15 protein-coding genes are annotated in these 19,031 nt (G+C 54.1%); 9 read left to right on the top strand and 6 right to left on the bottom strand.

The genetic code is table 11. The features are described 5' to 3' along the window. Nucleotides 1-106 precede the first annotated feature (106 nt). Both AM410_RS18960 and adhP read left to right on the top strand, forming a co-directional pair. Nucleotides 107-1,816 carry an ABC-F family ATP-binding cassette domain-containing protein gene (locus AM410_RS18960; RefSeq protein WP_014170176.1) on the top strand — a complete coding sequence of 570 codons (1,710 nt, stop codon included), beginning with the start codon at nt 107-109 and terminating at the stop codon, nt 1,814-1,816. Between the two features lie 204 nt (nt 1,817-2,020). Further along, nucleotides 2,021-3,031: an alcohol dehydrogenase AdhP gene (adhP, locus tag AM410_RS18955; RefSeq protein ID WP_020884077.1), complete on the top strand. Its 1,011-nt coding sequence runs from the start codon at nt 2,021-2,023 to the stop codon at nt 3,029-3,031. 43 nt (nt 3,032-3,074) lie between these two features. Here the strand turns inward: adhP and AM410_RS18950 are convergent, their stop codons facing one another. Beyond that, nucleotides 3,075-3,581: an RrF2 family transcriptional regulator gene (locus tag AM410_RS18950; RefSeq protein WP_014170178.1), complete on the bottom strand. Its 507-nt coding sequence runs from the start codon at nt 3,579-3,581 to the stop codon at nt 3,075-3,077. Nucleotides 3,582-3,780: 199 nt separating this feature from the next. Here AM410_RS18950 and AM410_RS18945 point away from each other — a divergent pair, with 199 nt between their 5' ends. Beyond that, complete coding sequence (locus AM410_RS18945) at nt 3,781-4,983, top strand: NAD(P)/FAD-dependent oxidoreductase (RefSeq protein WP_059306107.1); 1,203 nt, start codon at nt 3,781-3,783, stop codon at nt 4,981-4,983. Between the two features lie 30 nt (nt 4,984-5,013). Here AM410_RS18945 and araJ read toward each other — a convergent pair whose 3' ends face one another. Further along, nucleotides 5,014-6,192 (bottom strand): MFS transporter AraJ, encoded by a 1,179-nt coding sequence (araJ, locus tag AM410_RS18940; protein WP_108648219.1) that lies wholly within the window; start codon nt 6,190-6,192, stop codon nt 5,014-5,016. 166 nt (nt 6,193-6,358) lie between these two features. Here araJ and ppk2 point away from each other — a divergent pair, with 166 nt between their 5' ends. Further along, a complete protein-coding gene (ppk2, locus tag AM410_RS18935) occupies nt 6,359-7,177 on the top strand; it encodes a polyphosphate kinase 2 (protein ID WP_108648217.1) in 819 nt (272 codons plus the stop codon). Between the two features lie 43 nt (nt 7,178-7,220). On the opposite strand, the gene fdnI is transcribed toward ppk2, so the two are convergent. From fdnI to fdnG, 3 genes are read right to left on the bottom strand one after another with little or no spacing between them, the layout of a single operon-like run. Further along, a complete protein-coding gene (fdnI, locus tag AM410_RS18930; protein WP_108648216.1) occupies nt 7,221-7,874 on the bottom strand; it encodes a formate dehydrogenase-N subunit gamma in 654 nt (217 codons plus the stop codon). Beyond that, a complete protein-coding gene (fdxH, locus tag AM410_RS18925; RefSeq protein WP_014170219.1) occupies nt 7,867-8,751 on the bottom strand; it encodes a formate dehydrogenase subunit beta in 885 nt (294 codons plus the stop codon). The genes fdnI and fdxH overlap by 8 nt, the downstream gene beginning before the upstream one ends. Nucleotides 8,752-8,762: 11 nt before the next feature. Further along, nucleotides 8,763-11,810, bottom strand: a complete 3,048-nt coding sequence (gene fdnG / locus AM410_RS18920) for a formate dehydrogenase-N subunit alpha (protein ID WP_159082276.1) — start codon at nt 11,808-11,810, stop codon at nt 8,763-8,765. Nucleotides 11,811-12,031: 221 nt separating this feature from the next. Here fdnG and yddG point away from each other — a divergent pair, with 221 nt between their 5' ends. The 3 genes from yddG (at nt 12,032) to AM410_RS18900 (ending at nt 15,152) form a co-directional block, all read left to right on the top strand. Next, on the top strand, nt 12,032-12,910 hold the full coding sequence (gene yddG / locus AM410_RS18910) for an aromatic amino acid DMT transporter YddG (protein ID WP_014170222.1): 879 nt from the start codon (nt 12,032-12,034) through the stop codon (nt 12,908-12,910). A gap of 630 nt (nt 12,911-13,540) precedes the next feature. Then, entirely contained in the window at nt 13,541-14,614 is a 1,074-nt protein-coding gene (gene ompD / locus AM410_RS18905; protein WP_020884056.1) for a porin OmpD, read from the top strand. Nucleotides 14,615-14,693: 79 nt separating this feature from the next. Next, complete coding sequence (locus AM410_RS18900; protein ID WP_020884055.1) at nt 14,694-15,152, top strand: GFA family protein; 459 nt, start codon at nt 14,694-14,696, stop codon at nt 15,150-15,152. 39 nt (nt 15,153-15,191) lie between these two features. On the opposite strand, the gene AM410_RS18895 is transcribed toward AM410_RS18900, so the two are convergent. Next, complete coding sequence (locus AM410_RS18895; RefSeq protein WP_025204129.1) at nt 15,192-16,679, bottom strand: MFS transporter; 1,488 nt, start codon at nt 16,677-16,679, stop codon at nt 15,192-15,194. Between the two features lie 116 nt (nt 16,680-16,795). On the opposite strand from AM410_RS18895, the gene AM410_RS18890 reads away from it, so the two are divergent. Further along, complete coding sequence (locus AM410_RS18890; RefSeq protein ID WP_020884053.1) at nt 16,796-17,371, top strand: TetR family transcriptional regulator; 576 nt, start codon at nt 16,796-16,798, stop codon at nt 17,369-17,371. 206 nt (nt 17,372-17,577) lie between these two features. Then, nucleotides 17,578-18,963 carry a NarK family nitrate/nitrite MFS transporter gene (locus AM410_RS18885; protein ID WP_050736857.1) on the top strand — a complete coding sequence of 462 codons (1,386 nt, stop codon included), beginning with the start codon at nt 17,578-17,580 and terminating at the stop codon, nt 18,961-18,963. The last annotated feature ends 68 nt before the right edge of the window (nt 18,964-19,031 follow it).

Below are 19,031 nucleotides of genomic sequence, written 5' to 3'. Positions count from 1 at the left end.
GAGCGAAGACACCAACCCCTGAAATCCCTTCTCTCGGGCTTACTGAGTTATCGTCAGCGATGTTTGACGAGGCATAAACATGCCTGTAACTCTTGGGTAAGCAACAATGAGCACTTTACTCACTGCACAATCTCTACGTGTTGATACGGCGTTTGGTACGCTCTTCGACTCTCTCTCCTTTACGCTGAAAAAAGGCGATCGCATCGGTCTGCTGGGCGACAACGGCTGCGGTAAAAGCACGCTGCTGAAGGTGCTGGACGGTACGGACACGCCCGCCGCCGGAACGGTCGCGCTGGCCGGGCACTGCATCATGGCGCGCGTAGAACAACACCTGCCGGACGGGATTTATCCCCTGAGCATGCTGGATGCCGTGCTGGCACAACTGCCTGCGGCTGAACGCGAGAGCCTGCGCTGGAAAGCGGAAACGCTGCTGGCGAGTATGGGCTTTACGCCGCAGGACTGGACATTAACCTCGGCAACGTTGAGCGGCGGGCAACATACGCGTCTGCTGCTGGCGCGGGCTTTGATTAATGCGCCGGACCTGCTGCTGCTGGATGAACCGAGTAACCACCTCGATTTACCCACCATGCTCTGGCTGGAGCAGTTTTTACAGGCCTGGTCAGGCAGCTTTGTGCTGGTTTCACATGACAGGCAACTGCTGGATGCCGTGACCAACGGCAGCTGGATCCTGCGCGATAAGATGCTGCATTACTTTGCCCTTCCCTGCACCGCCGCACGCAAAGCGCTGGATGCGAAAGACGAAAGTGATGCGCAGCGCCACAAGGCAGAACAAAAGGAGATCGACCGCGTCGCGGCCAGCGCAAAAAGACTGGCGACCTGGGGCAAAGTCTACGACAACGAAGACCTGGCCCGCAAAGCGAAACAGATGGAAAAGCAGGTTGAACGGCTGAAAGAGAGCCAGACGGAGGTCACGGCGGGAAGTCAGTGGACATTAACCCTGCGCGGCGACGCGCTACGGGCCGATCGTCTGCTGGAGCTGGAAAACCTCGCGGTGCCGCCGGCTCCCGGACTGCCTGCGCTGTTTAGCATTGACATCGCGCGTCTCAAAAGCGGCGATCGCGTGGCCATCGTTGGACGTAACGGCTGCGGTAAATCATCCCTGATGAAGCTGATCTGGCGGCATTTTCGCGGCGAGCAGGCTGACGATGGGCTGAAACTCCACCCACGCGTATCGCCTGGCTATTATGATCAGACGCTGAACCAGCTCCCGGACGATGCATCGCTGTTTGACGCACTGGAGCCGTTTGCACCCGATCCGCAGAATCGCAAGATGGCCCTGATCGGTGCCGGCTTTGCGTGGCCACGTCACGGTCAGAAAGTCAGTACGCTCAGCGGTGGAGAACGCTCTCGCCTGCTGTTTGTTGGCCTGACGTTAGCGCGCTATAGCCTGCTGATGCTGGATGAACCGACCAACCATCTGGACATGGAAGGCAAAGAGGCGCTGACGGAAACCCTGCAGCAATTTGAAGGTGGCGTGCTGCTGGTCAGCCATGATCGCCAATTAATCAGCCAAAGCTGCAACCGTTTCTGGCTGATTGAGGACGGCAGGCTGAGTGAATGGCATGACGCCGAAGCGGTCTTTGAACGGCTGCGTGAAAGTGCAGGCCTGATAACATCGCCGTGTTCACCGAAACAACAGCACGATCGCCCTTCGCAGTTTGACGACCTGCTTGAACGGCTGATCGCGCTGGAGACATTGCTGGAGGAAGACCTGGCCCGCAAACCGAAGCACCAGAAGCCGCAGTTGCAGGCGCAATGGCGCCAGGAGATTGAGGCGATAGAAGCAAAACTGTAAGTCCGCGCCCGGCGAGCGTCTCGCCGGGCCGCTCTCCCCCTGAACGCCCCCCTGATTATTAGAGGATCGCTGTATTCTTAATCCGAAATCGAATCAAATGATGACATTATGTTGCTGCCACCTTGCATTAACGCGCCTAAGTATTAATCCTTAAGAAGTAGTACACCTGCTATGCAGAATCTCATCATGAACAAGGAGAAACATATGAAGGCTGCTGTTGTCACTCAGGATCATCAGGTCAATGTCACCGAAAAATCATTACGTCCGCTTAAGCATGGTGAAGCCCTGCTGAAGATGGAATGCTGCGGCGTATGTCATACCGATCTTCACGTGAAGAACGGTGATTTCGGCGATAAGACCGGGGTGATCCTGGGTCACGAAGGAATAGGGATCGTTAAAGAGATTGGCCCAGGCGTCAACTCGCTGAAAATTGGCGACCGTGCGAGCGTGGCATGGTTTTTTGAAGGCTGTGGACACTGCGAATACTGTAATACCGGCAACGAAACCCTGTGCCGCGATGTGAAAAACGCGGGTTATTCCGTTGACGGAGGGATGGCTGAAGAGTGCATCGTGACCGCCGATTATGCGGTAAAAGTGCCGGACGGTCTGGATTCCGCAGCGGCGAGCAGCATCACCTGCGCGGGGGTCACCACCTACAAAGCGGTAAAAGTGTCCCACATTAAGCCGGGCCAGTGGATTGCGATTTACGGTCTTGGTGGTCTGGGTAACCTTGCGCTGCAGTACGCTAAAAACGTATTCAACGCCAAGGTCATCGCCATTGATGTGAACGATGAACAGCTGAAACTGGCCGCCAGCATGGGGGCAGATTTAACCATTAACTCTCGCAGCGAAGATGCAGCGAAAATTGTTCAGGAGAAAACCGGAGGCGCACATGCTGCGGTGGTAACTGCCGTGGCAAAAGCAGCCTTCAACTCAGCAGTGGATGCCGTGCGTGCCGGTGGCCGCGTGGTCGCCGTTGGCCTGCCGCCGGAAGCGATGAGCCTGGATATTCCACGCCTGGTTCTGGACGGCATTCAGGTCGTCGGTTCGCTGGTGGGAACCCGTCAGGACCTGATGGAGGCATTCCAGTTTGCGGCAGAGGGCAAAGTGGTGCCAAAAGTGACAATGCGTCCGCTGGAAGATATCAATGCCATCTTTAAAGAGATGGAGCAGGGTCAAATCCGCGGTCGTATGGTGATTGATTTACGCTCTTAATCGCCGGTTGCCGGGGGGTGGTTTTGCCTTACCCGGCATTTCACTACGACGATCGCCGGTCAGAAATCCACTCCTGAACCTCAATCTGAAAGGTATCCGGCGCTTTGCGGTACATCTTGCGCGCCAGATCGAGAATGGTATGTCGCGCTAACTCCTCTTCCATCCGTTGCTGTGCGCTGTCCATGACCGAACGTACGCCGCACGGGCCATTGCACACCCAGGCAGGAGGCGTTTCATTAAACACCGCCAGCCGCTGACGCACCTCGCGACACTCAAACATGTTCTTCTCACCGTCAATGGCGTGCGCCACATCCAGTACGGTGATCAACTCCGCCGGGCGCGCCAGTTTAAACCCGCCGCCCTTACCTTCCGTGCTGCTCACCAGCCCGGCACGTGACAAACGGGTGAAGATTTTTCCCAGGTAATCATACGGCACACCCTGCAGGGCGGCCATTTCCCGGACGCTCATCTCACGCTCATTGCCTTTTGCATCCACCATGCACATCAGGCTGTGAATGCCGTATTCCACACCGGAACTGTAAAACGCCATGGTTAACTCCGAAGTTATTTATCAGGGTCATTATAACGGCGTTATTGCCCACAATCACAACTACCCTCCCCTTTTTCATTAACATGCTGATTTTATGCAGCATTAAAATTTAACTCAGAAAGAAGTTGTCGCAGTTAACTGCGACAAGTATAGTTGCAGTTATGTCAGGTATACAGCGTGATGATCAAAAGGATCGAAGATGAAGAAGCAGATTTTAATTGTGGGCACCGGTTTTTCCGGCATGTGGGCTGCCGTCAGCGCCGCGCGTCTGAATGCGCTGGAGGGCAATAACAGCCTGAAGATCGCCGTACTGGCACCCGCCCCCGAGTTGCGTGTTCGCCCGCGCTTCTATGAAGAGAACGTGACGTCGCTGGTCTCTCCGCTGACCGGACTATTCGCTGAACTGGGTATTGATTTTATCGCCGGAAAAGCAGAATTCATTGATATAAAAGGGAAAAGTGTTTCCTATCGTGATGCGAATGGCGTAACTGCCGCAGTGAGTTACGAGCGGTTAGTGCTGGCCACCGGCAGTCAGAGCAAGCGTCCACCGATTGCCGGGCTGGCTGAGTACGCCTTTGATATCGATCAGCTTGAATCCGCACAGACCTTTGAGCAGCATCTTGACTCCCTGGTCTCGCGCCCTTCCACCGCTGCGCGCAATACCGTGGTTGTCTGTGGCGGCGGTTTTACCGGCATTGAACTGGCAACCGAGCTTCCTGCCCGACTGCGCGCTCGCTTCGGTGATGATACAGCGACAAGAGTTATCGTAGTTGAAAGGGGTCATGTCATTGGCGGACGATACAGTGAAGCATTGCGTAACACCATTGAAGACGCGAGCCAGGAACTGGGGATTGAGTGGCGTCTGAACAGTGAAATTGAGGCCATCGATGCGAACGGCGTAACGCTGAAAAACGGCGAACGTATCCCCGCTGCAACCGTAGTCTGGACGGCAGGCGTTGAAGCAAACCCGCTTGGACAACAGATTAACGGCGAACGCGATAACCAGGGGCGTCTGAAAGTGACAGAAACGCTGCAGGTTCCGGCTCATCCGGACGTGTACGCGACGGGAGATATGGCCTACGCCAGAACGGACGAGATGGGGAACACGGCGCTAATGACCTGCCAGCACGCGATCCAGTTGGGTAAATTTGCCGGCCACAACGCGGCAGCCAGCCTGTTGAATCGCACGCCTTATCCTTACCGCCAGGTTAACTACGTGACCTGTCTGGACCTGGGTGCCTGGGGTGCCGTTTACACTGAAGGGTGGGACCAGGCCGTCAAATCGGTGCGTGATGACGCAAAGAAAATCAAAATCGCCATCACCAATGAACTTATCTACCCGCCAGCAGCGGACAAAGCCGTGGCGTTTGCCGCTGCCGATCCGTTGGCGAAATTTGTCTAATGCCCTTCTACCGCGCCTTACCGGCGCGGTTCAACGTGCGGAAGCGAGCGAACCGGCGTCTGCCTTTCTGGCCCGAAGGTGTGCGTAGATCAGCAGTGAACTCATGGCTGAGAATGAGAGCACAGCCGCTGGCAGCGTGACATAGCTCCAGCTAAAGCCAAGCGTGATCATCATCCCGCCAAAATACGCCCCTATCGCACTGCCGAGGTTAAATGCCATTTGCCCGCCTGCGGCACCCAGCATCTCACCGCCCCTGGCATTTTGCAGGAGAAGAATTTGCAGCGGCGCAGAGAGTGCAAACAGCCCGGCGCAGCAGATAAAGCCCATCACCAGCGACGCCGTTTTATGTTCCCCAAAGGCGAATAGCAACAGCAGTGACGCGACAATGACCATGTCGGTGGTGGCGGCAATACGCAGCGGACTGAAGCGACCCGATAATTTCCCGCTCAGGAGATTACCTAACACCATACCCAGCCCCATCAGCATCATGATGACCGTCATGACGCCTTCGGAGAAGCCAGAGACGTTGACCATAAACGGTTTGACGAAGCTGAACCACGCAAACACGCCAGCATTGCCAAACATGGTGGCGGCAAAAATCAGCCACGGCTCCGGTTTTTTCAGAAAGGAAAATTGCGCGGTCAATTTGATTTCGGAGCGATCATGGATGTGCGGCACCCAGACCAGTACCGAGATGATCACCAGAGCATCAAACAGGGCAATCAGGAAGAAGGTATAGCGCCAGCTGAATTCATGACCCAGCCAGGTGCCCAGCGGTACGCCCACCAGATTGGCAACCGTCATGCCGGCTATCATGCCCGCCACGGCGACCGTCACCTTCCCCGGAGGCGCAATTCTCGAGAGAATAATCGCCCCGACGCCAAAAATGGCGCCGTGCGGTAAACCGGAAATCAGCCGCCCTATCGCCAGCCAGGCATACGACGTTGAAAAGGTAAAAATTGCATTACCGACGGCACACAGCACCACCAGAAACAACAGCGTGGATTTTAACGAAAATTTGCCTGAGAACAGCGCCACAATCGGGGCACCAATCACCACACCAAAGGCGTAAAACGAAATCATATTCCCGGCGGCGGGAATTGAAATTCCGGTGTCATGGGCCAGTTCAGTTAATACGCCCATAATGCCAAATTCAGCCATTCCCAGGCCAAACGTGCCAAGTGCCAACGAAAAAATTGTCTTTTTCATACCACAACCACTGGTTAACAACGCGCGACAGGCATTATTGAACAATCTTGTATGGTGAGCCAGTTCAAATCAGCTGGCTGACACGTTAATCCATTAATTCAGGTGGATTACACTTCATAGTGCGGCCCCGCTTTTTCCCGCGCCGGACAACCTGAGGATGACAATCATGGGAAGCAAGAAGAAAACCAGTGTCGCAGTTGATGTCATAAAGCATGAGCCGTTAAAAACGAAAGAGTATGAAAAAGAGCTTCGTCGCCTCCACGTTGAACTGGTTAAGCTCCAGCAGTGGGTCGTCGCAAAGGGTTTAAAGGTCTGTATTGTCTTTGAAGGGCGCGACGGTGCCGGTAAAGGCGGAACCATTAAAGCCATCACTGAACGCGTTAGCCCACGCGTCTTCCGGGTTGTTGCGCTCCCCGCGCCGACGGAAAAAGAGAAGACCCAGCTCTATTTCCAGCGTTATGTCCCCCACCTGCCAGCCGCTGGCGAAATCGTCATTTTTGACCGCAGCTGGTACAACCGCGCGGGCGTTGAACGGGTGATGGGATTCTGCACACAGGAGCAGGTCGAGAAGTTTCTTGATGGCACGCCGGTGATGGAAAAAGCAATGGTGGATGCCGGGATCATCCTGCTCAAATACTGGCTGGAGGTCACGCCGAAAGAACAGGAGCGTCGTCTGCGCGATCGTATTAACGACGGGCGAAAGACCTGGAAATTATCGCCAATGGACATTAAGTCTTTTAATTTGTGGGATGAATATACCGTGGCGCGAGATGCGATGTTTGCTGCCACCGACACCGCCTGGGCGCCGTGGTTTGTCGCCCGTTCGGAAGATAAAAAACGCGTGCGCCTGAACATTATTTCGCACCTGCTGGCGCAAATCCCGTACAAAGCCATTCACATCGAAGCGGTGAGTTTGCCGAAGCGTAAGATTGGTAAAGTGAAGCCGACCCAATACCCGTTCCGGTATGTTGAAGAGCGTTTTTGACTGAAGCGTTCGCGGGTCATTCGCTGACCCGCGAGCGCGGGACTTACGGCATCCCTTTCGTACTGTCCTGTTTCGCTTCCAGCCGCTCAACGTCACGGTACCAGCGCGGGTGGTGTTTCTGCGCCCAGCGGCGGCTCACTTTCCCTTCAATCATGCCTTTAATCGACCCTTTGACCCAGAAGGCCATATACATGTGGATCAGGATGGCGTGGATCAGAATGATGGCTGACGTCGCGTGAATAAGCAGCGCGTAGCGAATCACCTGTATGGGGAAGTAGTGCGCAAAGTACGGCCGCCAGATAATGACGCCGGTGACCAGCAGCACAAAAATCATGCTCATGATGGTCCAGAACATCATCTTCTGCCCGGCGTTGTATTTGCCGACCTTCGCAACCTTATGCTCATTGCCCTTCAGAACCTCAATAATCCCCTTCAGCCATGGAATGTCATGCTTGTCCGGAATATTGTGATGTACGAAGCGCGCCAACATAAACATCAGCACCACGAAAATCAGCACGCCGAAGAACGGATGCAAGATACGCCCCATCTGTGGCGTCCCGAAGGTTTCCGTCAGCCACTGCAGCGTCGGGAAGAAGAAGGAGATCCCCGAGACCGCCACCAGGAAGAAGCAGATCACTACCGTCCAGTGACAGGCGCGGTCGACAAACTTCGTGCGCACAATCCATGACTTACTCATGAGGTTCCTCCTCATCGTCATCCACCTCTTTGTTGGGTCCGATACCGATGTAGTGATAAATCAACCCGGCGAAAGTAGCGATAAAGCCCGCCGCAGAGAGCGGTTTGAGCGCCCCTTTCCACAGGTTGATCGAGGTATCGATCGCAGGATCTTTCGGCAGATTGTGGTACAACTCCGGCTGGTCGTTATGGTGCAGAACATACATCACGTGCGTTCCCCCCACCCCCTGCGGGTTATAAATGCCCGCACTGGCGTAACCGCGCGCTTTCAGTTTGTCCACGCGCTGCTGGGCTACCTCCAGCATCTCTCTTTTTGTCCCGAAGTGGATAGCCCCGGTCGGGCAGGTTTTCACGCAGGCAGGCTCCTGCCCGACGCTCACGCGATCGACACACAGGGTGCATTTGTAGACCCGGTTATCCTCTTTACTGAGGCGCGGAATATTAAACGGACAGCCCGCAATGCAGTAGCCACAACCGATGCAGTTATCCTGCTGGAAATCGACAATTCCGTTGGCGTACTGGACGATGGCCCCGGCTGACGGACAGGCCTTCAGGCATCCCGGATCTTCGCAGTGCATACAACCGTCTTTACGGATCAGCCACTCCAGCTTGCCGTTCTGATCGGTTTCGCTAAAACGCATCACCGTCCAGGATTTGGCACTCAGGTCCGCCGGATTATCGTAAACCCCGACGCAGTGTCCCACTTCATCGCGGATATCGTTCCACTCCGAGCAGGCCACCTGGCAGGCTTTACAGCCTACGCAGGAAGTGACATCGATAAGCTTGGCGACTTCTGCCTTATCATCCCGCGCACGAGGCGCGGGGGTGATAGAGTTGGTCGCGGAGCGTTTAATAATGTCCTGTGTTTCCATTGCCATGTATTCGCTCCTTACGCTTTCTCAATGTTGACCAGAAACGCTTTGTACTCCGGCGTTTGCGAGTTGGAATCGCCGACGTTTGGCGTCAGGGTATTGGCGAGGTAGCCTTTTTGCGCCACCCCTTCAAAGCCCCAGTGCAGCGGAATACCGACGGTTTCCACCTGCTGACCATGCACGCTCAGCGCCTGCAGACGACGCGTAACCACCGCAACCGCGCGAATAAAGCCGCGCTTGCTGCTCACCTTCACGCGGTCACCGTTGGCAATACCCTTCGCTTTCGCCAGCGTTTCGCTGATCTCCACAAACTGTTCTGGCTGGGCAATGGCGTTAAGCCGTGCATGCTTGGTCCAGGTATGGAAATGCTCGGTCAGGCGGTAGGTTGTCCCGACATACGGGAACCTGTCCTTCTTGCCTAAACGCAGGACGTCCTCTTCATAGATACGCACCACCGGACTGGATATGACGTTCGGGTGCAGCGGGTTGGTACCGAGCGGCGTTTCCATTGGCTCGTAGTGTTCCGGGAACGGACCCTCCGCCAGCTTATCGAGGGCAAACAGGCGTCCCAGCCCTTCCGGCTGCATGATAAACGGCCCGGTCTCAGTCCCCGGTGCGGCGGTGCTGAAGTCCGGAATATCGTTACCCGTCCATTTGCTGCCGTTCCATTCGATCAGCATCCGTTTCGGATCCCACGGTTTGCCGTTGATATCCGCAGAAGCACGGTTGTACAGCACGCGACGGTTCAGTGGCCATGCCCACGCCCAGCCCAGCGTATTGCCCAGCCCTGACGGGTCGGCGTTATCGCGGTTCGCCATCTGGTTACCCTGTTCCGTCCAGGAGCCGGTGTAGATCCAGCATGACGACGCGGTCGTGCCGTCATCCCGCAGCAGCGCGAAGCTGTTGAGCAACTGACCTTTCTTCGCCAGCAGCGTGCCGTTCGCGTCAAACAGATCCGCCAGCGCAACGCCGTTATTCTCTTTGGCGACCTCTTCGGATTCAGGATGGTCCGGCTGTTTGTAATTCCAGCTCATCCTCAGCAGCGGTTCAGCGGCTTTTCCGCCTTCGGTGCGATACATTTCACGCAGACGATGGTAAATCCCGGCCAGGATTTCGCCGTCGTTACGCGCTTCACCCGGTGCATCCTGGCCTTTCCAGTGCCACTGCAGCCAGCGGCCGGAGTTGGCAATCGACCCGTCTTCTTCTGCAAAACAGGTGGACGGCAGGCGGAACACTTCGGTCTGAATCGATGCAGGATCGACGTCGTTCATCTCGCCGTGGTTCTGCCAGAAGTTGGAGGTCTCGGTCACCAGCGGATCGATAACCACCATGTACTTCAGTTTGCTCAGGCTGCGAACGACCTTGTTTTTGTCCGGGAAAGACGCCACCGGGTTAAAGCCCTGGCAGATGTAGCCCGTGACGTTGCCCTTATCCATCATGTTGAAATACTTAATGACATCGTAGGCCTGGTCCCATTTCGGCAACCACTCGAAGCCCCAGTCGTTTTCCTTCTGCGCGGCATCGCCATAGAACGACTTCATCAGGCTGACGAAGAACTTCGGATAGTTACTCCAGTAGTTCACCTGATCGGCACGCGTCGCTTTTGGCGTGTTGGCCGCCAGATAGCTGTGCAAATCAGTCTGCTTTTCAGACGGCAGCGTCAGATAGCCTGACAGGCTGGTCGACAGCAGGCCCAGATCGGTCAAGCCCTGAATGTTGGAGTGTCCGCGCAGGGCGTTCACGCCGCCGCCAGCCATCCCCATGTTTCCGAGCAACAGCTGAATCATTGCCATGGTGCGGATGTTTTGCGCACCGACGGTATGCTGCGTCCAGCCGAGCGCATACAGGAACGTTGTGGTTCTGTCGGCGGCGCTGGTTGACGCCAGTACATCACACACCTTGAGGAAATCTGCTTTTGGCGTACCGCAGATATTCTCCACGACGTCCGGCGTATAGCGGGAAACATGCTGTTTCAGCAAATTCCATACGCAGCGCGGATGGCTCAGGGTCTCATCGCGTCTGGCGTAGCCGTTTTCATCGAACTGGTAGTTCCAGGACGATTTATCGTACTGCCGTTTTTCCGCGTCATAACCGCTGAACAACCCCTCTTCAAAGGCAAAATCATCCCGTACCAGGAGGCTGGCGTTGGTGTAATGCTTAACGTATTCAGCGTTAATTTTGTTGTTTTCAATCAGATACAGCAGAACGCCCGAGAGGAACGTAATGTCCGTACCGGAGCGAATAGGCGCATAGATATCCGCCACCGATGCCGTACGTGTAAAGCGCGGATCGACAACGATCAGCGTCGCATCGTTATTGTTTTTCGCTTCCATCGCCCAGCGGAAACCCACCGGATGGGCTTCAGCGGCATTACCGCCCATCACCATCACGACGTTGGCGTTTTTAATATCAACCCAGTGGTTGGTCATCGCACCGCGACCAAATGTTGGAGCAAGACTTGCTACCGTTGGTCCGTGTCAGACGCGCGCCTGGTTATCTACCGCCAGCATGCCGAGGGAACGCACAAATTTTTGCGTCAGCATGCCGGTTTCATTACTTGCCGCGGACGCGCACAGCATGCCGGTCGACAGCCAGCGGTTCACCGTAACGCCCTGCGCGTTCTTTTCGATAAAGTTGGCGTCGCGGTCAGCTTTCATCAGTTTTGCGATTCGGGAAAACGCCTCATCCCAGGAGATACGCTGCCATTTGTCAGATCCTGGCGCACGGTATTCCGGATAGCGCAGACGGTTTTCGCTGTGGACATAATCCAGCAGACCCGCCCCTTTCGGACAAAGTGCGCCACGGCTCACCGGATGATCCGGGTCCCCTTCAATATGATAAATCGCTTTTTTGGCGTTCTTCGCGCCATCGCCCAGGCTATACATTAAAAGCCCACAACCTACGGAACAGTATGTGCAGGTGTTACGGATCTCTTTAGCGCGCAGCAGTTTATAGTTGCGTGCCTGAGCCAGCGCCATTTTGGGTGCAAATCCCAGCATTGCGGCTGTTGTTCCGGCCATACCGCCCGCGCAGATTTTAAAAAATTGTCTGCGGCTGACGTCCATTGTTGTCCTCGTTTTCATATAAGACTTCGCGCCGCAAACTAGCAGTAAAGCCCCTGATTTTTTTGCGTCAAATCAAGGTCACTTGTCTTCACCCCCTTAATAGTCACCCCCACGGAATTTAAATACCTCTTTTTGATTAAAGACTTAAGAGAATAATTCGCGATGGCAGGAGGATTAATGCTATAAATTTTTCCTTTGATTTTTATAGCGGTGGCAGGGTTATGGACAGAAAGAGAGCAACGCTCACGGGACTGGCGGCGATACTGTTGTGGAGCACCATGGTTGGCCTCATTCGTAGCGTCAGTGAGGGGCTGGGACCGGTGGGAGGCGCCGCAATGATATACACCCTCAGCGGATTACTGTGCCTGGTGACGGTAGGATTTCCTGATATCAGACGGTTTTCACCCCGGTATCTTATTGCCGGCAGCGTGCTGTTTGTCAGCTATGAAATTTGCCTCGCCCTGTCGTTAGGCTATGCCGCAACGCGCTCCCAGGCTATCGAAGTGGGAATGGTCAATTATCTCTGGCCAAGCCTGACGATAGTGTTTGCCATTTTATTTAACGGCCAACGGTCCACCCTGTGGGTGATCCCGGGCTTAGCCGTCTCATTGTTGGGCGTCTGTTGGGTATTAGGCGGAGAACAAGGGCTACATCTTGATGACATCATGCGTAATGTCATCTCAAGCCCGCTCAGCTACGCGCTGGCGTTCGCCGGGGCTTTTATCTGGGCGGCTTACTGCACCGTCACCAGTAAGTTTGCCAACGGGCAAAACGGGATAACGCTTTTCGTGCTGCTCACCGCGCTCAGTCTGTGGGTGAAATATGCGTTCAGCGAACAGCCGCAAATGGTGTTTACTCTCCCGGTGGTCGTAAAGCTCATCATGTGCAGCGTCGCACTGGGGTTTGGCTATGCGGCATGGAATATCGGTATTCTTCATGGCAACGTCACGGTACTCGCAGCGGTATCCTATTTCACGCCTGTACTCTCAGCAGCACTTGCTGCCGTATTGCTGAATTCCCCCCTCTCGTTTTCTTTCTGGCAAGGCGCATTAATGGTTTGTGCCGGGTCATTGTTGTGCTGGTACGCCACGCGAAAATAATATCGCTATCTTCTGCCGGGTCCATAATCGCCCGGCGGAAATTAACATAAATTTAATATGTGATCGCGCGTCAAAATAATGATCGGCGCGTTAGAAAAGCCGTTTAGATTCTGTTTATATTACCGCCCTTTCGTAAACCCCCGTCGTCTTTTATTGACATAACTTGACACCGTCACGTTATTAATCCCTTGCGAATATTAACAATGTATATAGCACAAAGTGCAATAGTGTGTTTCTGTGTGTTTCATGTCCAACAACGATTATCCCGCATAATGAAATAGTTAACACACTGATTTTAAACAACTGACATTTATATCAAACGCGTAAAAAGACAGAAAATACCGACAATTAACAAAAGAAACTAAAACGGCTGAAAACTATATTGCGGCCAATGGTTTTGTTGAATAATTCATCAAAAAATGCACAAATCACCACCATCTCATTCGTTACAGCCGCAATTTATCCGATCCGGATCACACTAATTGAAATTATTGCTAATATTTTGAAACTTATTATTGAAACCCTACTACAAGATTCTTAAAAATAGCATGCCATTGATGATTAGCCTCGTTTAGAAATCGTTCAAAGTGGCTCAGGAAATACTGAAGAAAATTATAAGGAATATTTAAGATGAAACTTAAATTAGTTGCAGTGGCAGTGACTTCCATGTTGGCAGCAGGCGTTGTAAACGCAGCTGAAGTTTTTAACAAAGACGGTAACAAACTGGATCTGTACGGCAAAGTAACAGGTCTGCACTATTTCTCTGATGACGCTGGCAACGACGGCGACAAAACCTATGTTCGTCTGGGCTTCAAAGGTGAAACTCAGATCAACGACCAGATGACCGGTTACGGCCAGTGGGAATACGAGTTCAAAGGCAACCGCTCTGAATCTCAGGGTTCTGACGGCAACAAAACCCGTCTGGCATTCGCGGGCCTGAAATTCAACGAATTCGGTTCTTTCGACTACGGTCGTAACTACGGTGTTGCTTACGACATCGGCGCATGGACTGACGTTCTGCCAGAATTCGGTGGTGATACCTGGACTCAGACTGATGGCTTTATGACTGGCCGTACGACTGGCGTTGCAACTTACCGTAACACCGACTTCTTCGGTCTGGTTGACGGCCTGAACGTGGCTGCTCAGTACCAGGGTAAAAACGACCGTAACGACATCACCGAAGCGAACGGTGACGGCTGGGGTCTGTCTTCTACTTATGAATTCGAAGGCTTCGGTGTAGGTGCTACCTACGCGAAATCTGACCGTACTGACCGTCAGGTTGCTGCTGCAAGCAATCTGAATGCAGGCGGCGAAAACGCGGAAGTATGGGCTGCGGGTCTGAAGTACGATGCCAACAACATCTACCTGGCAACCACCTACTCTGAAACCCGTAACATGACCAACTTCGGTAGCGGTTTCATCGCTAACAAAGCGCAGAACTTCGAAGTGGTTGCTCAGTACCAGTTCGACTTCGGTCTGCGTCCATCCATTGCTTACCTGAAATCCAAAGGTAAAGACATTGGTACTTACGGCGACCAGGATCTGGTTGAATACGTTGACGTTGGCGCGAGCTACTACTTCAACAAAAACATGTCTACCTACGTTGATTACAAAATCAACCTGGTTGACGACAGCAGCTTCACTAAAGCAGCTGGCGTTTCTACCGACAACATCGTTGCTGTTGGTCTGACCTACCAGTTCTAAGATTTGTTAGTATAAAAAAGCCAGCCTTCGTGGCTGGCTTTTTTTATTCGGTTTGACTGGCGTAATAAAGGAGCACGCCATGCATATTTTCAAAGGACGCTGCCTGTGTGGGATGAGCCAATTCAGCGTTTCCCTCAACAACTTCGACGTCTATGCCTGCCACTGTACCCAGTGCCAGAAATGGTCGGGGGGAATGGCCATGTATCTGGAAGCGCAGGGTCAACCGCTTGTGGAAGAAGAGTCGATAGCCCCTTCTCATTTCACGTCATCTGCGCGCGGCGAACGCTGGTTTTGTCCCGGATGCGGTTGCCCGCTGTGGTTCACACTGACCGCACGCTCAACGACGCGCTATTTCATTCCCTGGACGCAGCTTGAGATGAGCGAAGACGAACGTCGCCGTCTGATACTTGCCGCTGAAATCTATACAGAAACGCAACCCGCATTCTTCGGCCTGACCGGGCAATACGCGCGCTTTAGCGGCACCGAAATTGAAGCACACGACAAGCGCTGCCTGCTGACTCCCCATGACGCACACTGAGGGTTGCCCGGTAAGCATTGCACCACCGGGCCTGTTTTTTTACTGTTTCGGTACGTTTGCCAGGCTAAACCAAATCCCGACCGCCAGCACCAGTAACATTGCGCCGGCACTGCCTAATGCCACGCTGTGTGACGTGATAAAGGCCGTTTTTGCCGCCGCAATTAACGACTCCGCCAGCCCTGGAGTCAGGCTCTGCGCCACGTTCACCGCTTCGCCAATCGATGACGAGGCCTTATCGGCCAGCGTCGCGCTCAGTCCCTGCGGCAGGACAATTGACGCCGAGAAGCTGCGGGTTAACAGCAGACCAAAAATGGCAATGCCCAACCCTGCGCCCAGCTCATAGGACATGGTTTCAATCGCCCCTGCGGCAGCCGCTTTCTCTTTTGGCGCAGCCGCCATAATTGCCGAGGTTGAGGCCAGCAGCGCACTGGCGGCACTGAAGCCCAGCAGCACCATCAGACTCCATGCCTGCCAGTGCTGCGTGCTGAAGTCGAGCATCGACAGACCGATAAAGCTGACGGCACTCAACCCCATTCCGCCTGCTGCCACCAGGCGCAGCCCCAGACGACCGACCAGCACACCGGCAATCGGCCCGCTAAACCCGCTGGCGACCATCAGCGGCAGCATAAACATCCCCGCTTCGAACGGCGTAAAGCCATGCACAAACTGCAGCTCCTGGGCCATCAACAGCTCAAACCCCACCAGCGCGATCATGGCGGTCATCGCCATCACGACACCGCTTAAAATAATGCGATGACAGAACAGGCGCATGTCGATCATCGGCACGCGGGCGCGAAGCTGGATCCGCACAAAGATCATCAGCATCACCGCTCCGGTGAGCAGCGTCATTGCCACCAGCCACGGAGAAAGCACCCCTTTGAGCGCGGTTTTCGCGCTGTAGACCAGCAGCAATATCGCCACAATCAGCATGATTGCATGGGCAATATTCAGCGGCTGTTCCGGGCGTCCCTGTTGACGAGGCACCAGACGCGCGGCAAGGGAAACAACGATGACCACGATCGGCACGTTGATCAAAAAGACCGATCCCCAGTAAAAATGCTCCAGCAACATACCGCCAATCAGCGGACCAAACGCCGCACCGCCTGAACCGACGGCGGCCCAGACCCCAAGCGCGATGTTGCGATCGCGCGCATTAACGAACAACGTGCGGATCCCCGCAAGCGTGGCCGGGATGATCATCGCCGCCCCAATCGCCAGCGAGGCGCGGGCAGCAATCAGCCATCCTGCTGAAGGCGCAAACGCGGCTGCCAGCGATGACAAGCCAAAAAGCGTACTGCCAATTATCAACAACCGTTTAAAACCAATGCGGTCACCCAGCGCGCCCATCGGCAGCACCATCCCCGCCATCACCAGCGAGTATATATCGATGATCCACAATAATTCGTTACCGCTGGCACCCAGCGTCATACTCAACGTCGGCGCCGCTACGTGCAGTACCGTCGCGTCGATCGCCACCGGGATATACACCAGCACGATAATGACTAACGCTAACCACTGACGAAACATAAATTTCCTTTTCTTTTAAATCATGGACACATGTCCAGCTTGCGATCCTACGTAAAGTTGAACGAGTGTCCAGCTTTTTGTTACACTTGTTTCAGTCCCATTAAGAGTGAGTGAAAATGCGATATCTGAGCAAGGATGAAAGGCGGGAAGAGATTTTACAGGCCGCTATGCGCGTGGCGCTCTCTGACGGACTTTCCGCAATGACGGTACGGCGAATTGCCGCCGAAGCCGGCGTCGCCACCGGACAGGTCCACCACCATTTCACCTCTGGCGGGGAGCTAAAATCGCTGGCTTTTGTCCGGTTAATCCGTGAACTGCTGGATGCGGATGTGGTCGGCAAGCAGGCCAGCTGGCGACAGCAGCTGCATGCCATGCTCGGCAGCGATGATGGCCGATTTGAGCCCTATATTCGCCTGTGGCGTGAGGCGCAGATCCTGGCAAGCCGGGATACGGACATCAGGGGTGCATATGTACTGACCATGGAGATGTGGCACCAGGAGACCGTCGCCCTTATCAAAGCAGGCACTGACGCGGGAGATTTTACCCCGGGAGATCGGCCAGAAAATATTGCCTGGCGTTTAATTGGTCTGGTGTGTGGCCTGGACGGCATTTATATATTAGATATCCCAGAGATGGACGACGCTGCCTTTAATAACCATCTTGATAAATTAATCTCTCTGGAATTGTGTTAATACTCACTTATGAGTATTAACAGCCCTCACTTACAATTCGTAACACATTAAGCGAACCCTTATTTCCCGTCCCGGCTCAGGGATTCGCTTTTTTATCTATCCTTTCAGATGTATCCCAAACCATCCAATAATTCCAGAAACACACTGTCAGACATCCACCTGTTTTTACTCCATTTTTTCTTTTTATGGTTAAGCAAGAGGGCGACATGTCACAACAAAGTGAGAAGAATAATCCTTATCTGCTGAGCAACTGGAAACCCGAAAACGCGCAATTCTGGGAAAATAAAGGAAAACATATTGCCCGAAGAAATCTTTTAATTTCTGTGGCTTGCCTGTTATTAGCGTTTTGCGTATGGATGTTATTTAGTGCCATTGCGGTCAATCTGAATAAAGTTGGATTTAATTTTTCCACCGACCAGCTTTTTATGCTAACAGCCTTACCCTCCCTGTCCGGTGCGATATTGCGCGTCCCCTACTCGTTTATGGTTCCTCTCTTTGGTGGACGCTACTGGACGGTGTTAAGCACGGTGATCCTGATTGTTCCGTGCGTCTGGTTGGGGATCGCGATTCAGGACACTGCCACTCCCTACTGGATCTTTATCGTCATCGCGCTGCTGTGTGGTTTTGCCGGCGCTAACTTCGCCTCCAGCATGGGCAATATCAGCTTCTTCTTCCCGAAAACGAAACAGGGTAGCGCCCTGGGGATTAACGGCGGGCTGGGGAATCTGGGCGTGAGCGTAATGCAGCTGGTCGCGCCGCTGGTGATCTTCCTGCCCATGTTCACCTTTCTCGGCGTAAACGGCGTGCCGCAGGATGACGGCTCAACGATGTGGCTGGCCAATGCCGCGTGGATTTGGGCGCCCCTTCTTTTGCTGGCCACGATTGCGGCGTTTTTCGGCATGAATGACATCGCGAGCTCTAAGGCCACGATTGCCAGCCAGCTACCGGTGTTAAAACGTTTTCACCTGTGGCTCCTGAGCCTCCTCTACCTGGCAACCTTCGGTTCGTTTATCGGTTTTTCAGCAGGCTTCGCCATGCTGTCGAAAACCCAGTTTCCTGACGTCAATATCCTCCATCTGGCTTTCTTTGGCCCACTGATTGGCGCGCTGGCCCGTTCTGCGGGCGGGATGATCTCAGACAGACTCGGCGGCGTACGCGTCACCCTGATTAACTTCGTCTTTATGGCGCTTTTCAGCGCCCTGCTTTTCCTGACGCTTCCCGGTTCCGGGTCGGGCAGTTTTCTCGCCTTCTATCTGGTCTTTATGGGCCTGTTCCTCACCGCCGGACTGGGCAGCGGGTCAACGTTTCAGATGATTGCCATCATTTTCCGCCAAATCACCCTCACCCGCGTGAAGCAACAAGGGGGAAGTGACGAGCAGGCGCAGCATGAAGCAGTGACCGAAACCGCGGCAGCGCTGGGCTTTATCTCCGCCATCGGTGCCGTCGGCGGGTTCTTCATTCCGAAAGCCTTCGGCACGTCGCTGGCCATGACCGGCTCGCCTGTGGGTGCCATGAAAGTTTTCCTCGTGTTTTACATCGTCTGCGTCCTGGTGACCTGGCTGGTTTATGGCCGCAAATCTTCACAACAATAACAATAACAATTACACATTCGCCTGAGAGTGGGCAGCCCTCTCCGAAAAGGCTATCGAAGCAGGAGACA

It is taken from the genome of Enterobacter cloacae complex sp. FDA-CDC-AR_0164 (assembly GCF_003071645.1).
GTDB classification, from domain to species: Bacteria; Pseudomonadota; Gammaproteobacteria; order Enterobacterales; family Enterobacteriaceae; genus Enterobacter; species Enterobacter ludwigii.
This window is presented reverse-complemented; position numbering and strand designations above follow the sequence as displayed.

Excerpts from the sequence above, each read along its gene's own strand:
- AM410_RS18885 (WP_050736857.1), top strand. The coding sequence starts at position 17,578 with ATGTCACAACAAAGTGAGAAGAATAATCCTTATCTGCTGAGCAACTGG.
- araJ (WP_108648219.1), bottom strand. The coding sequence starts at position 6,192 with ATGAAAAAGACAATTTTTTCGTTGGCACTTGGCACGTTTGGCCTGGGA.
- ompD (WP_020884056.1), top strand. The coding sequence starts at position 13,541 with ATGAAACTTAAATTAGTTGCAGTGGCAGTGACTTCCATGTTGGCAGCA.
- AM410_RS18890 (WP_020884053.1), top strand. The coding sequence starts at position 16,796 with ATGCGATATCTGAGCAAGGATGAAAGGCGGGAAGAGATTTTACAGGCC.
- AM410_RS18945 (WP_059306107.1), top strand. The coding sequence starts at position 3,781 with ATGAAGAAGCAGATTTTAATTGTGGGCACCGGTTTTTCCGGCATGTGG.
- adhP (WP_020884077.1), top strand. The coding sequence starts at position 2,021 with ATGAAGGCTGCTGTTGTCACTCAGGATCATCAGGTCAATGTCACCGAA.
- fdnI (WP_108648216.1), bottom strand. The coding sequence starts at position 7,874 with ATGAGTAAGTCATGGATTGTGCGCACGAAGTTTGTCGACCGCGCCTGT.
- ppk2 (WP_108648217.1), top strand. The coding sequence starts at position 6,359 with ATGGGAAGCAAGAAGAAAACCAGTGTCGCAGTTGATGTCATAAAGCAT.
- fdxH (WP_014170219.1), bottom strand. The coding sequence starts at position 8,751 with ATGGCAATGGAAACACAGGACATTATTAAACGCTCCGCGACCAACTCT.
- AM410_RS18900 (WP_020884055.1), top strand. The coding sequence starts at position 14,694 with ATGCATATTTTCAAAGGACGCTGCCTGTGTGGGATGAGCCAATTCAGC.
- yddG (WP_014170222.1), top strand. The coding sequence starts at position 12,032 with ATGGACAGAAAGAGAGCAACGCTCACGGGACTGGCGGCGATACTGTTG.
- AM410_RS18895 (WP_025204129.1), bottom strand. The coding sequence starts at position 16,679 with ATGTTTCGTCAGTGGTTAGCGTTAGTCATTATCGTGCTGGTGTATATC.
- AM410_RS18960 (WP_014170176.1), top strand. The coding sequence starts at position 107 with ATGAGCACTTTACTCACTGCACAATCTCTACGTGTTGATACGGCGTTT.
- AM410_RS18950 (WP_014170178.1), bottom strand. The coding sequence starts at position 3,581 with ATGGCGTTTTACAGTTCCGGTGTGGAATACGGCATTCACAGCCTGATG.